Here is a 13,272-nt window from a genome sequence, read left to right on the forward strand (position 1 = left end):
TCCTCGTCATCGTGGGTCCGGTGCCGCCGGCCGCAACTCGCCTGTTCCGTAGGGCGGTTGTGCGGTCCGTGGCGCCGCGATGCTGGTTCGCGTGCCCGCCGGGCGCCGTCCCATGCAGTGCGTAACGGCACACAAGCGGCCTGAGCACGCAAGTCACCGCTCACCGCCCGAAAGCGGAATGGCTGCCGCGGAGGCGGGTGACCCGGTGGCCACCGGGATCCGGCCGCCCAAGGCGCGAAAGGGAGGAGCAGGACCCGCCCCTACGATGGGTACATGACTCCCTCCACGGCCAGGACCTGCAACGACGCCATCAACCCGCTGCACTCGCTGATCTACTTCGCGCCCGAGGCAGAAGCGGAGTTCACCGCCGCGGGCCTGGAGCCGGGCCGGATGTGCTATCTGGCCGGGCGGGCCGCGGCCATGGGCGCGGTGGGGGCGGGCACGGTGACGGCCACTTTCTACAATTTCAGTCCCACGCTCGTCGCCCGCCACATCCCGCGGGCCTGGCAGGCCGCCGCCCCCCGGGACGTGCTGGCGGCGCGGCTGCGCGCGGTCGACTCCGTGCTGCGCCGGCTGCTCGGCCCGGCCGCCGTCGACGATCCCGAGGTGGCGGAGGCCGCGCGGCTCGCGCAGACCGCGGCGGAGGCGTGTACCGCCGCCGGGCGCCCGCTGTACGCCGCCCACGCGGAACTCGACGTCCCGGACCAGCCGCATCTCGCGCTCTGGCACGCCACCACCCTGCTGCGTGAGCACCGCGGCGACGGGCACCTCGACGCGCTGGCCGCGTCCGGTCTCGGCGGCCTGGAGGCGCTGATCACCCACACCGCCACGGGGAGCGGCTTCACCGCGGAGTTCGCCCGCAGGAGCCGGGGCTGGAGCCAGCAGGAGTGGGACGGGGCGGCCGAACGGCTGCGTGACCGCGGACTGCTCGACGCCCAGGGCGGACTGACCTCGGAGGGTGCGGCCGTACGCCAGGAGGTCGAGGACCTCACCGACCGGCTGGCCCGTGATCCCTACGACCACCTCGGCGAGGCCGGCGCGCGCCGGCTCGCGGACATCGGCAGCCGGCTCACCCGTACCGCCGTGTCGAACGGAGCCTTCCCGCCGGGGGTGTTCGCGGTACGGAAATGACGCCGGAAGCCACCGCGGCACCGTATCGGGGGAATTCCCCGATACCGCCCGTCGCGCTGCGTGCGCGTCCTAGGCTGTCAGCGTGACGAACGAAGGCAGTCAGGGGCCGGCGGAGGAGCGTTCCACGCCGTCCACACCGAACACCGCGCCGTACGACCGCGCCGAGGAGGAAGCGAACCGCCGGATGATGCAGCGACAGGTGGAGAGGCGCCTGCGGCGGCAGCCGCGTTTCGTCCTGCCGCCCGGCCACGCCCTGCGGATCGACGACAGCGAAGTCTCGTAGCGCCCGCGGGAGTCGGCCGGTGGCGCCGGCGGGAGCCGGCCGGCCCGCGGGCGGCGGTCACTGCGGTTGCGGGGTGGCCGTCGTCAGGGCCGTCGCGAGGTGGCCCGCCACGTCGTGCAGGATCGGGATGATCTTGTCGGTGGCGGCCTCGGTCACCCGGCCGGCCGGGCCGGAGATGGAGATCGCCGCGGCCGTCGGGGAGCCGGGGACGGTGACCGCCAGGCAGCGCACGCCGACCTCCTGCTCGTTGTCGTCCACGGCGTAGCCCTGGGAGCGGATCCGCTCCAGTTCGGCGAGGAACGCGTCCGGCTCGGTGATCGTCCGCTCGGTCGCGGCCGGCATGCCGGTACGGGCCAGCAGCGCGCGCACCTCCTGCGGCGGCACCTCCGCGAGCAGCGCCTTGCCCACGCCGGTGGAGTGCGGCAGCACCCGCCGGCCGACCTCGGTGAACATCCGCATCGAGTGCCGCGACGGCACCTGGGCGACGTAGACCACCTCGTCGCCGTCCAGCAGCGCCATGTTCGCGGTCTCGCCGGTCGCCTCGACGAGGTCGGCCAGATACGGCCTGGCCCAGGTGCCGAGCAGCCGGGCCGCGCCCTCGCCGAGCCGGATCAGCCGGGGGCCGAGCGCGTACCGCCGGTTCGCCTGCTGTCGTACGTAGCCGCAGGCGACCAGCGTGCGCATCAGCCGGTGGATGGTCGGCAGCGGCAGGCCGCTGCTGGCCGACAGCTCGCTCAGCCCGACCTCACCACCGCTGTCGGCCATCCGCTCCAGCAGGTCGAAGGCGCGTTCGAGCGACTGGACGCCGCCGGCGCGGTCAGCAGACACGTGCGATCCCCTCGTGGATACGGAAGCAGATTTTCACTCTGTGGAATCCTATCGCCCTTGACGCCCCGGCGAACGATATCCACCATGGCCGTCAACAGAACGTTGAAATTCTCGCAGAGGTGGAGACCCCGTGGTGGAGGACCTGGTACTGCGCTCGACGCGTGTCGTGACGCCGCAGGGCGAGCGGCCGGCCGATGTCGCCGTGGCCGGCGGCACGATCACCGCCGTACGCGGCCAAGGCGGCCCGGTGCCGGACGGCGCCGTGCTGACCGACCTCGGCGACGACGTGCTGCTGCCCGGCCTGGTGGACACCCACGTCCACATCAACGACCCCGGCCGCACCGAGTGGGAGGGCTTCGCCACCGCGACCGCCGCCGCCGCGGCCGGCGGCATCACCACCCTGGTCGACATGCCGCTGAACAGCATCCCGCCCACCACCAGCACCGCGAACCTGGCGGTCAAACGGGACACCGCGCGCGGCCGGGTGTACACCGACGTCGGCTTCTGGGGTGGCGCGGTGCCGGGCAACCTCGCCGACCTCCAACCCCTGCACGAAGCCGGGGTGTTCGGCTTCAAGTGCTTCCTGCTGCCGTCCGGCGTGGACGAGTTCCCGCACCTCGGCCCGGCCGAACTGGCCGAAGCGCTCGCCGAGTTGACCCGCTTCGACGGGCTGCTCATCGTGCACGCCGAGGACCCGCTGCTGATCGGCGGCGCACCGCAGCGCGGCGGCCCGCACTACGCCGACTTCCTCGCCTCCCGGCCGCCCGCCGCCGAGGACACCGCCATCGCCGGGCTGATCGCGCTGGCCAAGAGGCTCGGCGGCCGGATCCACGTCCTGCACCTGTCCTCGGCCGGGGCGCTGCCGCTGATCGCCGCCGCCAAGCGGGACGGCGTCCGGATCACGGTGGAGACCTGCCCGCACTTCCTCACCCTGACCGCCGAGGAAGTGCCGGACGGGGCAACGGAGTTCAAGTGCTGCCCGCCGATCAGGGAGGCCGCCAACCAGGACGCGCTGTGGCAGGCGCTGGCCGACGGCACCATCGACTGCGTGGTCTCCGACCACTCGCCCTCGACCATCGACCTCAAGCGCAAGGACACCGGGGACTTCGCCGCCGCCTGGGGCGGCATCTCCTCGCTGCAACTGGGCCTGCCCGCGGTCTGGACGCAGGCCAGGCGGCGCGGCCACACGCTGTCCGACGTGGCCGGCTGGATGTCGGCGGGCCCGGCGAGGCTGGCCGGCCTCGACCGCAAGGGCGCCATCGCCGAGGGCTTCGACGCGGACTTCGCCGCGCTCGCCCCCGAGCAGACCTTCACCGTCGATCCGGCGGCGCTCAGGCACCGCAACCCGATCACCGCCTACGCGGGCCGCACCCTGTACGGGGTGCCGCGCGGCACCTGGCTGCGCGGCCGGCAGATCGCGGCCGGCCCGGCCGTCACCGGCGAGCCCGCCGGCCGGCTCATCGAACGGCCGGCCGGCGGGAGTTGAGCGGGCGCGACCGCACCGCCCGGCGAACCGGGCGGGACCGCTGCACCGTACGCGACAACGCTGTCGTGTCCCGTGCACCGGCCCTGCCCGGCGCCGCTTCCGCGGATTCGCGCGACCGTCAGGCAGCGCGCCGCACCCGGCGCCGGTGTGCGGCGACGAGGTCGGCGTACCTGCGTCCGCTGCCCTTGATCGTGCGCTTCTGGGTGGCGTAGTCCACATGGACCAGGCCGAAGCGCTTGTCGTAGCCGTACGCCCACTCGAAGTTGTCGAGCAGCGACCAGGCGTAGTACCCGGCCAGCGGCACCCCGCGGCGGATCGCCCGGGCGCAGGCGGCCAGGTGCTCCTCCAGGTACGCCGTGCGCTCCGGGTCGTCCACCTGGCCGTCGGGGCCCACCGTGTCGAGGTAGGCCGAGCCGTTCTCGGTGACGAAGATCCGCTCGGCGCCGTAGTCCTCGGAGAGCCGGACCAGCAGCTGCTCCAGGCCGTCGGCGTTCACCTCCCAGTCCATCGCGGTGCGGCGCACGCCCGGCAGGTACACCGACTTGGCGTGCGGCGCCGGCCCCGTGGGGTCGTCGGTGATGACGTTGCGGAAGTAGTAGTTCAGGCCGAGCCAGTCCAGCGGCGCGGCGATGGACTCCAGGTCGCCGTCCTTGATCGGCAGGTCCACCCCGTACAGCTCCACCATGTCCTGCGGGTAGCCGCGCCCGTGGATCGGGTCCAGCCACCAGCGGTTGGTGTGTCCGTCGGCGCGGCGCGCGGCGGCCACGTCGGCCTCGCGGTCGGTGGCCGGCTCGCACGGGCTGAGGTTGTTGACGATGCCGATCCGCAGGTCGGAGTGCGCGGCGCGGAGCGCCTGCACGGCCAGGCCGTGCCCGACGTGCAAGTGGTACGAGGCGCGGACCGCCGCCGTCAGATCGGTCCAGCCGGGGGCCATGGTGCCCTCCAGGTGGCCGATCCAGGCCGAGCACAGCGGCTCGTTGAGCGTGGCCCAGTCCTTCACCCGGTCGCCCAGCGCGCCGGCGACCACGGCCGCGTACTCGCCGAACCGCTCGGCGGTCGCCCGCTCCGGCCAGCCGCCGCGGTCCTGCTGTGCCTGCGGCAGGTCCCAGTGGTACAGGGTGGCGTTCGGGGTGATGCCCGCTTCGAGCAGGGCGTCCACCAGCCGGTCGTAGAAGGCCAGTCCGGCCGCGTTGACCGCGCCCGAGCCGTCCGGGATGATCCGCGGCCAGGCTATGGAGAACCGGTAGGAGTCCAGGTCGAGGGCCTTCATCAGGTCCAGGTCCTCGGACCAGCGGTGGTAGTGGTCACAGGCGACGTCGCCGGTGTCGCCGCCCGCGACCTTGCCGGGGGTTCGGGAGAAGGTGTCCCAGATGGACGGGGCCCGGCCGTCCTCGTCCACCGCGCCCTCGATCTGGTAGGCGGCGGTGGCCGCCCCCCAGACGAATTCGGCGGGAAGAGCGCTGAGGTCGTTCACAAGCAGCCTTTCGCTGGGGTTACTTGACGGCACCGGCGGTGAGGCCGGCGACGAGGTAACGCTGAAGTAGCAGGAATCCGACGACCACCGGCACGCTCACCACGATCGAGGCCGCCATGACCTGGTTCCAGTACACGTCGTTCTGGGTGGCGTACTCGCGCAGGCCCACCGCGAGCGTTCTGGTGGACTGGTTGGTCATGACAGAGGCGAAGAGGACCTCACCCCAGGCCGTCATGAAGGCGTAGACGCTGACCGCCACGATGCCCGGCACGGCGGCCGGCACCACGACCCGGAACAGCGCCCCGAGCGGCCCGCAGCCGTCGACCTTCGCGGCCTCGTCCAGATCCCGCGGGATCGAGTCGAAGTAGCCCGCCAGCATCCAGATGGAGAACGGCAGCGAGAAGGTGAGGTAGGTGATGATCAGGCCCAGCCGGCTGCCGTTGAGCGTGATGCCCGTGCTGTTGCCGAGGTTGACGAAGATCAGGTACAGCGGCAGCAGGAACAGGATGCCGGGGAACATCTGGGTGGACAGCACCGTCACGGTGAAGACCTTGCGGCCCATGAACCGGTAGCGGCTCACCGCGTAGGCGGCGAACACCGCGAGCACCACGGAGAACGCGGTCGCGCTGACGCACACGATGACCGAGTTCACGAAGTAGTGCGCCAGCGGGATCGTCTTCCAGATGTCCACATAGGGCTTGAACGTCAGGCTGTGCGGGATCCACTTGAACGAGCCCTGCACGTCCTGAAGGCTCTTCAGGGACGAGCTGAGCATCACGTACACCGGAACGAGTACGAAGACCAGCAGCAGCGTCAGCACGATCCGCCGGGTCCAGATGAAGGACTTCGGCTGCGCCATCGGCGACGGCTGGTCGGAGAACCTAGACATCGTTCTCGCTCCTTCCCCTTGAGGTCACCAAGAGGTAGACCGCCGTGACCACGAGCAGGAACAGCAGCAGCAGGACCGACATCGCGGAGCCGGAGCCGAAGTTCCAGTTGATGAACGACGACTGGTAGATGTGGATCGAGATCAGGTCCGACTGGCGTGGCGGGTTCTGACCGAACATCACGAACGGCGTGTTGAAGTCGTTGAACGTCCACAGGAACAGCACCAGCACGATGACCTGGTTCACCGGCCGCAGTGACGGCATGGTGATCTTCCTGATCTGCTGCCAGACGCCGGCGCCGTCCATGGCGGCGGCCTCGTACAGCTCGCGTGGGATGTTCTGCAGGCCGGCCATCAGCGCCAGGAAGGCGAACGGCCAGGACTTCCAGACCGAGACGATGATCATCGCCCAGAAGCTGTTGTCGCCGATCAGCCAGAACGACTTGCTCGACGTCAGGTGCAACTGGTCGTGCAGGACGTGGTTCACCAGACCGGTGTCCTGCTGGAACATGAACGTCCAGGTGATCAGCGCCGCGTAGGCCGGCAGCGCGTAGGGCACCAGGAACAGCGTCCGGATCAGGCCGCGGCCGCGGAACTTGTCCTGCAGCAGGATCGCGGCGGCGGTCCCGAGCAGCCACGACAGCGCCACCGACAGCAGGGTGTAGGACAGCGTCACCCAGAACGAGTGCAGCAGCTCCTTGCCGATCGGCTGGTGGATCTTGACAGCGGTCTTGTAGTTGCCGAGTCCTGCCCACGGGGCGCTGTCCCAGTGGCGGATGTAGAACAGGGTCAGGTTCTTGAAGCTGATCAGGATGCCGAAGAACATCGGCACGATGTGGATCAGCAGTTCGGCGACAATGGCGGGTAGCAGGAGCAGGTACGGAAGTCCGCCGCGGCGGATCCGTTCGACGACACGCGGGCCGAGCCGGCGCCCGGCAGCGGACTTGCCGCTACCGGGGCCGGCTTCGGGCGCACGCCTCGGGGGGGCGGTGGCAGTCATGGAGGAGAGCCGATCCTTACGAGGCGGGCATCTGCTGCTGCGCCTTTTGCAGCGCGGCCTTGACGGAGTCGTCGGTCACTGCCTTGCCGGCCGCCGCGTCGGCGAACAGGCTCTTGACGGCGGGGCCGACCAGGTTCTCGAACTGGCTCTCGTTGGCGACCTGCGGCAGCGGGGCCGCCGACTTCTGCAGCACACCGGCCAGCACCTTCAGGTCCGGGGTCTGGAACGCCGGGTCGCTGTCCGCCTCGACGACCGGCGGGATGGAGCCGTACTTGCCGTTGAGCGCCTTCTGCTCGTCCGTGCTGGTCATGAACTTCACGAACGCCTCGGCGGCGGCCTTGTGCTTGGTGCTCTGGAAGATGGCGATGTTGATACCGGCCACCATCGAGGTCACACCGGCGTCACCGGTGGCACCCGCGGTCTGCGTCGGCACCGGCACCACGCCGTAGTCGGTGGGCTTCATGCCGTGCGAGGCGATCGCCGGGGCGGCCGACTGCCACATCATCATCGCGGCCTTGCCGGTGGCGAAGTCGGTGATGGTCTGGTTCTGGACGTACTCGGCGTCGCCCTTGGCCGCGATCTTGTCGCTGGCGATGAAGTCCACGTACTGCTTGACCGCCGCGACCTGCTGCGGGCCGGTGAAGGTCGGCTTGCCGCTCGCGTCGAACCAGTCGGCGCCGCGCTGCTTGGCCAGCACGAAGACGTGGTGGATGTTCTCCGCGCCGTTGGCACCCTCGACCGCGATGCCGTAGTGGCCGCCCGTGGTGAGCTTCTTGCCGTCGGCGACCAGCTCGTCCCACGTGGTGGGCGGGGTGGCTATGCCCGCGTCGGCGAACATCTTCTTGTTGTAGTACAGGCCGTACGCCATCGAGTACAGCGGCACGGCGGCCGGGTCCTTGCCCGCGGCGCCCGCCGAGGCGATCGAGGCGGCCGTGAAGCGGTCCTTGCCACCGATGGTGGAGAACGCGGCGGAGTCCCACGGCATGAGCGCGCCGGTGGCCTGGAGCGAGGCCGACCAGGTGTTGCCGATGTTGAGCACGTCCGGGCCCTGGCCCGAAGTGGTCGCCGCCAGGATCCGGTTGAGCAGGTCCGCCCAGCCGATGACCTCCAGCTTGACCTTGACGCCGCTCTGCGCCGTGAACTTGTTCAGCTCGGCGGTCAGGGTCGTCTTGTCGGCCTCCAGGCTGGTGCCCTGGTTGCTCGCCCAGTAGGTGATGGTCTGGCCCTTGAGGCTGCCAGGAGCCGCCGGGCTGCTGCCGCTGCCCTTGTTGTCGTCGTCGTTGCCGCCGCCACAGGCGGAGAGCGTCAGACCGAGCGCGGCCACAAGAGCGGTGGCCGCGAGGAGTCTGGTGGAGGTGCTGGAGGTGCGCATGACGGTTCCCTCTCAGGGGTGGGATCGCTTCAGGAAGTGAACAGCGCCTGTACCTTAATTCAGGCCGTGATTTAACTTGTGAGAAAAGGTGGCGTCAAGACCTTGTGCAGCGATAGATTCGCGCCGGACAGGCCAGGAGGGGCGACTGATGGCTGAACGCGGCAAGCGAACCGTGCGTGACCTGCGGCGCGGCAACCGTGCGGCGCTTCTGCGTCATTTGTATTTCGAAGGCCCGCTCAGCCGCCAGGAGCTCGGCCGGGACACCGGCCTGAGCGCCGGCTCGATCAGCAACGTCGTTGGAGAGTTGATCGCGGACGGCATGGTCGAGGAGGCCGGAGCCGTCGAGTCCGACGGCGGCAGGCCGCGGATCCTGCTCCAGGTCGCCGCCGGCCACGGCTACGTCGTCGGGGTGGACGTCGGCGAAACCCGGGTCAGGGTCGAGCTGTTCGACCTGGCGCTGACCGAACGCTCGTCGGCCGACCTGCCGTTGTCCGACAGCGGCCACGACGTGGACCACGTGGTGCGCCTGGCTCTCGAAGGCATCGAGACCGTGGTCCGCGAGGCCGGCATCGACGACAGCGAGGTGCTCGGCGTCGGCATCGGCGTGCCCGGCATCGTCGAGCAGGGCGACAACGCGCCCGGCGCCGGCGACGGCATCGTCGTGCACGGCCAGACCATCGGCTGGGACGCGGTGCCGCTCGGCCGGCTGCTGCGGGCCGGCACCCGGCTGCCGCTGTTCATCGACAACGGCGCCAAGACCCTCGGCCAGGCCGAGATGTGGTTCGGCGCCGGACGCGGCTCGGGCAACGTCGTCATCGCCCTGATCGGCTCCGGCGTCGGCGCCTGCGTGGTCACCAATGGCAAGCCCTACCACGGCGCCAGCAGCAGCGCGGGGGAGTGGGGCCACACCACGCTGCGGGTCGGCGGCCGGACCTGCCGCTGCGGGTCGCGCGGCTGCCTGGAGGCGTACGTCGGCGCGGAGGCGCTGATCGGCCGCTGGCCGTCCGCCCCCGAGGGGGTCAGCGAGGAGACCGGGCTCGCCCTGCTGCTCGCCGCGGGCGACACCGACCCGGAGGCGGGCGCGCTGCTCGCCGAGGCCGCGGAGTACCTCGGCGCCGGCATCGCCGACCTGATCAACCTGTTCAACCCGCACCGGATCGTGATCGGCGGCTGGGCCGGGCTGCTGCTCGGCCCCCGGCTGCTGCCCGGCGTCCGCGAGGTGGCCGCCGCCTACTCGCTGCACCACCCCTGCGCGCAGACCTCGATCGAGCTGGGCCGGCTCGGCCCGGACGCGGTCACCGTGGGCGCGGCCACCCTGCCGCTGGCCCGGTTCCTCGACACCGGCGGCGAGCGCGCGGTACGCATTCCACCGCAAGAGGGTCATGTCGGACTCGATGGGGTCCGGAACCGAATCGCCCGGGCGATACGTTGACAGGACGGCCCGGTCCGCGCGAGCGGCACCAGGTCCCCCCCTCGAAGCACGCGCACGCCCCTAGGAGCCCGGCTGTGACCGTTCAGCAGCAGATCGTCGGCAACGCCATGCAGATGGCCGTCTGCACCCTCAGCCCCGGTCAGACCGTGTACTGCGAGGCGGGCAAGTTCCTGTTCAAGACCGCCAACGTCTCGATGGAGACCCGGCTCGGCGGCCCCGGCTCCGCCGGCGCCCGCTCCGGCGGCGGCGGGGCGGCCGGCGGCGGTGGCGGGATGGGCGGGCTGCTCCGGCAGGCCGTCGGCACCGCGATGCAGGTCGGCCAGCGGGCGCTGGCCGGCGAGAGCCTGGCGTTCCAGTACTTCACCGCCTCCGGCGGGGAGGGCACCGTCGGCTTCGCCGGGGTGCTGCCCGGCGAGATGCGCGCCCTCGAACTGAACGGCTCGCGCGCCTGGTTCGCCGAGAAGGACGCCTTCGTGGCCGCCGAGAGCAGCGTCCAGTTCGGCATCGCCTTCGCCGGCGGCCGGCAGGGCATGAGCGGCGGCGAGGGCTTCATCCTGGAGAAGTTCACCGGCCAGGGCACCGTGATCATCGCCGGCGCCGGCAACTTCGTGGACCTCAACCCCGCCGATTTCGGCGGCCGGATCGAGGTCGACACCGGCTGCATCGTCGCCTTCGAGGAGGGCATCCAGTACGGCGTCCAGCGGATCGGCGGCCTCAACCGGCAGGGCGTGATGAACGCGGTCTTCGGCGGCGAGGGGCTGTCGCTCGCCACGCTTGAGGGCAACGGGCAGGTGATCCTGCAGTCGATGACGATCGAGGGGCTTGCCAACGCGCTGAAGAAGGCGCAGGGCGGGGACAAGCAGGGGCCGACGGGCGGGATGTTCTCCACGCATGTGGGATGAATCACACTCGTTCCGACCTCGGGGCGGCCCCGGTGAGCGGTCGTCAGACGGCGGATCCCGGCCGCCGGTGAGGGGCGGGTCTACGCGGGAAGACCCGGAGGCCCCAGGGCTCTCATGCTCCTCTCATGTCACGGTGCGGTGACAGCTCGCCCTTCTGGCGGCGAAGCGGCCCGTCCCGCCCGGTAGCGTGCTGATCGCGGGCACCGCGCAGCGGTGCGAAACCCGCCGCGCAGTAGCTCCAGGAAGGACGGCGATACGCCGTGTACCGCTGGGAGACCACCCGGGCCGCACTGGCCCAGCGGGTATTCGCCACGATCCGCAGCGAGAGCTACGACCAGGCCGCCGCGACCGCCGACACCCTGCTGTCCGCCGGGCTGACCACCCTGGAGATCTCGCTCACCACGCCGTTCGCGCTGGAGGCCGTCACCACCCTGGTGCGCGAGGTCGGCGACGACGCGGTGATCGGCGCGGGCACCGTCATCGACGAGGTGTCCGCCCGGCTCGCGATCGAGGCGGGCGCGCGCTTCCTGCTGTCGCCCAACCTCGATGAACAGGTCCTGCGCACCGGCCACCGCTACGGCATCCCGGTCTTCCCCGGCGTCGCCACGGCCACGGAAGCGGTCCGCGCGATGGAGCTCGGCGCCGACGCCCTGGCCCTCTACCCGGCGACGTCCTTCACCCCGCTGTGGATCACCGACGTCCTGGCCATCCTCCCCCAGGCCCCGGTGATCCCCCTGGGCGGCATCACGATCCAAGAGGCCCCCGACTGGATCGCCTCCGGCGCGGTGGCGATAGGCATGGGCTCGGCGTTGACAGAGGGCGACCGCGAAACGGTGACGAAGCGCTTGACGGAACTCCTGGACCGCTTGACGTCCTGACGGACGGTACGACGAGGGAAGATCCGCACCCGGGAGGCCCCCGGGGCCGACAGTGGTTCCCACCGCGACGGCGGGGCCGCTGGCCGGCGTGAGCCGGCGGTGCCGTACGGGCTCGGCGGTGCCAGGCGGCATCCGGCCGGGGGTCGGGTGTTGCCCGGAGGGCGGATGTCGCTGCCGCCGCGGCGGCGGGGCTCGGCGTGCCGGACGGGCGGATGGGTCCCGGGGCTGGGCCGGGGCCCAGGGGGTGGGGCCCTAGACTCGCGGGCGGGCCGCGGAGGCCCGGTTTTGGTGCTACCTGCCAGGAGGCAACCCGTGTCGATCGTCGCCGTCCCCGGCTCCAAATCGGTGACCGCTCGCGCCCTCTTCCTCGCCGCCGCGGCCGACGGGGTCAGCGTGCTGCGGCGGCCGCTGGTCTCGGACGACACCGACGGTTTCGCGGCCGGCCTGGAGACCCTCGGCTACGAGGTGGAGCGCGGCCCGGACGCCTGGCGGATCACCGGCCGGCCGGCCGGACCCGCCGCCGCCGAAGCCGAGGTGCACTGCCGGGACGCCGGCACCGCCTCCCGCTTCCTGCCCGCCCTGGCCGCCGCGGGCCACGGCACGTACCGCTTCGACGCCTCCGCCCAGATGCGCCGCCGCCCCGTCGCCCCGCTCACCGAGGCCCTGCGCTCCCTCGGCGTCGACCTCACCCACGACGAGGCCGAGGGCCACCTCCCGCTCACCGTCGTCGCGCACGGCATCAAGGGCGGCGCGATCGACCTCGACGCCAGCCTGTCCTCGCAGTTCCTGACCGCGCTCCTCATGGCCGGACCGCTGATGGCCGAGGGCCTGCGGATCCGGGTCACCGGCATCGTCTCGGTACCGTACGTGGAGATCACCCTCGCCATGATGCGGCGCTTCGGCGTCGAGGTCGGCCGCGACGGCGACACCTTCGCCGTACCGCCCGGCGGCTACCGCGCCCAGGACTACCCCGTCGAGCCCGACGCCTCCGCGGCCAGCTACTTCTTCGCCGCCGCCGCGCTCTCCGGCCGCAGCGCGACCGTGCCCGGTCTCGGCACCGACGCCCTCCAGGGCGACCTGCGCTTCGTGGACGTCCTGGCCCGGATGGGCGCCGAGGTCGAGACCACCGCCGACGCCACCACCGTCACGGGCACCGGCCGGCTGTCCGGCCTCACCGTCAACATGCGGGACATCTCCGACACGATGCCGACCCTCGCCGCCATCGCGCCGTTCGCCGACGGCCCGGTCCGGATCGAGGACGTCTACAACACCCGCGTCAAGGAGTGCGACCGCCTCGAAGCGTGCGCGGGGAACCTGCGCCGGCAGGGCATCCGGGTCGAGACCGGCCGCGACTGGATCGAGATCCACCCCGGCACGCCCGCCCCCGTCGAGATCGCCTGCCACGGCGACCACCGGATGGCGATGAGCTTCGCGGTGGCCGGCCTGCGCACCCCGGGCACCACCTTCGACGACCCGGAGTGCGTACGGAAGACGTTCCCCGGCTTCCACGAGTTCTTCGCCGCGGTGCGCGCCGACTGGGGTGTGTGAACGGGCCATTGGGCCGACGCGCCCGGGTGCCCGTCCGGCCCTGAAGAAGCGT

Annotated in this window: 12 protein-coding genes; 7 read left to right on the forward strand and 5 right to left on the reverse strand. The window is 71.6% G+C overall.

From position 1 onward, the window contains the following. Positions 1-273 precede the first annotated feature (273 nt). Both ACQPW6_RS33680 and ACQPW6_RS33685 read left to right on the forward strand, forming a co-directional pair. Positions 274-1,131, forward strand: coding sequence for an SCO6745 family protein (locus tag ACQPW6_RS33680; protein ID WP_433893498.1), 858 nt, complete (start codon positions 274-276; stop codon positions 1,129-1,131). An 82-nt stretch (positions 1,132-1,213) separates the two neighbouring features. Further along, positions 1,214-1,414 carry a hypothetical protein gene (locus ACQPW6_RS33685; protein WP_433893499.1) on the forward strand — a complete coding sequence of 67 codons (201 nt, stop codon included), beginning with the start codon at positions 1,214-1,216 and terminating at the stop codon, positions 1,412-1,414. Positions 1,415-1,471: 57 nt separating this feature from the next. Here ACQPW6_RS33685 and ACQPW6_RS33690 read toward each other — a convergent pair whose 3' ends face one another. Beyond that, positions 1,472-2,242 carry an IclR family transcriptional regulator gene (locus tag ACQPW6_RS33690; RefSeq protein ID WP_433893500.1) on the reverse strand — a complete coding sequence of 257 codons (771 nt, stop codon included), beginning with the start codon at positions 2,240-2,242 and terminating at the stop codon, positions 1,472-1,474. A 130-nt stretch (positions 2,243-2,372) separates the two neighbouring features. On the opposite strand from ACQPW6_RS33690, the gene allB reads away from it, so the two are divergent. After that, complete coding sequence (gene allB / locus ACQPW6_RS33695) at positions 2,373-3,728, forward strand: allantoinase AllB (protein WP_433893501.1); 1,356 nt, start codon at positions 2,373-2,375, stop codon at positions 3,726-3,728. 118 nt (positions 3,729-3,846) lie between these two features. Here the strand turns inward: allB and ACQPW6_RS33700 are convergent, their stop codons facing one another. Genes ACQPW6_RS33700 through ACQPW6_RS33715 form a run of 4 tightly spaced genes read right to left on the reverse strand, consistent with a single transcriptional unit; the run spans position 3,847 to position 8,460 of the window. Further along, positions 3,847-5,202, reverse strand: a complete 1,356-nt coding sequence (locus ACQPW6_RS33700) for a GH1 family beta-glucosidase (RefSeq protein ID WP_433893502.1) — start codon at positions 5,200-5,202, stop codon at positions 3,847-3,849. A 19-nt stretch (positions 5,203-5,221) separates the two neighbouring features. Then, positions 5,222-6,091 carry a carbohydrate ABC transporter permease gene (locus ACQPW6_RS33705; RefSeq protein ID WP_433893503.1) on the reverse strand — a complete coding sequence of 290 codons (870 nt, stop codon included), beginning with the start codon at positions 6,089-6,091 and terminating at the stop codon, positions 5,222-5,224. Continuing rightward, a complete protein-coding gene (locus tag ACQPW6_RS33710) occupies positions 6,084-7,088 on the reverse strand; it encodes a carbohydrate ABC transporter permease (RefSeq protein ID WP_433893504.1) in 1,005 nt (334 codons plus the stop codon). The genes ACQPW6_RS33705 and ACQPW6_RS33710 overlap by 8 nt, the downstream gene beginning before the upstream one ends. Before the next feature lie 16 nt (positions 7,089-7,104). After that, a complete protein-coding gene (locus tag ACQPW6_RS33715; protein ID WP_433893505.1) occupies positions 7,105-8,460 on the reverse strand; it encodes an ABC transporter substrate-binding protein in 1,356 nt (451 codons plus the stop codon). A 148-nt stretch (positions 8,461-8,608) separates the two neighbouring features. On the opposite strand from ACQPW6_RS33715, the gene ACQPW6_RS33720 reads away from it, so the two are divergent. From ACQPW6_RS33720 to aroA, 4 genes are all read left to right on the forward strand, one after another. Beyond that, complete coding sequence (locus ACQPW6_RS33720) at positions 8,609-9,892, forward strand: ROK family transcriptional regulator (RefSeq protein ID WP_433893506.1); 1,284 nt, start codon at positions 8,609-8,611, stop codon at positions 9,890-9,892. A gap of 74 nt (positions 9,893-9,966) precedes the next feature. Further along, positions 9,967-10,794 carry an AIM24 family protein gene (locus ACQPW6_RS33725; RefSeq protein WP_433893507.1) on the forward strand — a complete coding sequence of 276 codons (828 nt, stop codon included), beginning with the start codon at positions 9,967-9,969 and terminating at the stop codon, positions 10,792-10,794. A 260-nt stretch (positions 10,795-11,054) separates the two neighbouring features. Then, positions 11,055-11,672 carry a bifunctional 4-hydroxy-2-oxoglutarate aldolase/2-dehydro-3-deoxy-phosphogluconate aldolase gene (locus ACQPW6_RS33730; RefSeq protein WP_433893508.1) on the forward strand — a complete coding sequence of 206 codons (618 nt, stop codon included), beginning with the start codon at positions 11,055-11,057 and terminating at the stop codon, positions 11,670-11,672. Positions 11,673-11,984: 312 nt separating this feature from the next. Further along, positions 11,985-13,220, forward strand: coding sequence for a 3-phosphoshikimate 1-carboxyvinyltransferase (gene aroA / locus ACQPW6_RS33735; RefSeq protein ID WP_433893509.1), 1,236 nt, complete (start codon positions 11,985-11,987; stop codon positions 13,218-13,220). The last annotated feature ends 52 nt before the right edge of the window (positions 13,221-13,272 follow it).

Origin of the sequence: Streptomyces sp. CA-111067 (assembly GCF_050956065.1) — a bacterium.
GTDB lineage: Bacteria > Actinomycetota > Actinomycetes > Streptomycetales > Streptomycetaceae > Actinacidiphila.

Coding starts and splice junctions, on each gene's coding strand:
- ACQPW6_RS33680 (WP_433893498.1), top strand. CDS start 274: ATGACTCCCTCCACGGCCAGGACCTGCAACGACGCCATCAACCCGCTG.
- ACQPW6_RS33710 (WP_433893504.1), bottom strand. CDS start 7,088: ATGACTGCCACCGCCCCCCCGAGGCGTGCGCCCGAAGCCGGCCCCGGT.
- ACQPW6_RS33715 (WP_433893505.1), bottom strand. CDS start 8,460: ATGCGCACCTCCAGCACCTCCACCAGACTCCTCGCGGCCACCGCTCTT.
- ACQPW6_RS33705 (WP_433893503.1), bottom strand. CDS start 6,091: ATGTCTAGGTTCTCCGACCAGCCGTCGCCGATGGCGCAGCCGAAGTCC.
- ACQPW6_RS33720 (WP_433893506.1), top strand. CDS start 8,609: ATGGCTGAACGCGGCAAGCGAACCGTGCGTGACCTGCGGCGCGGCAAC.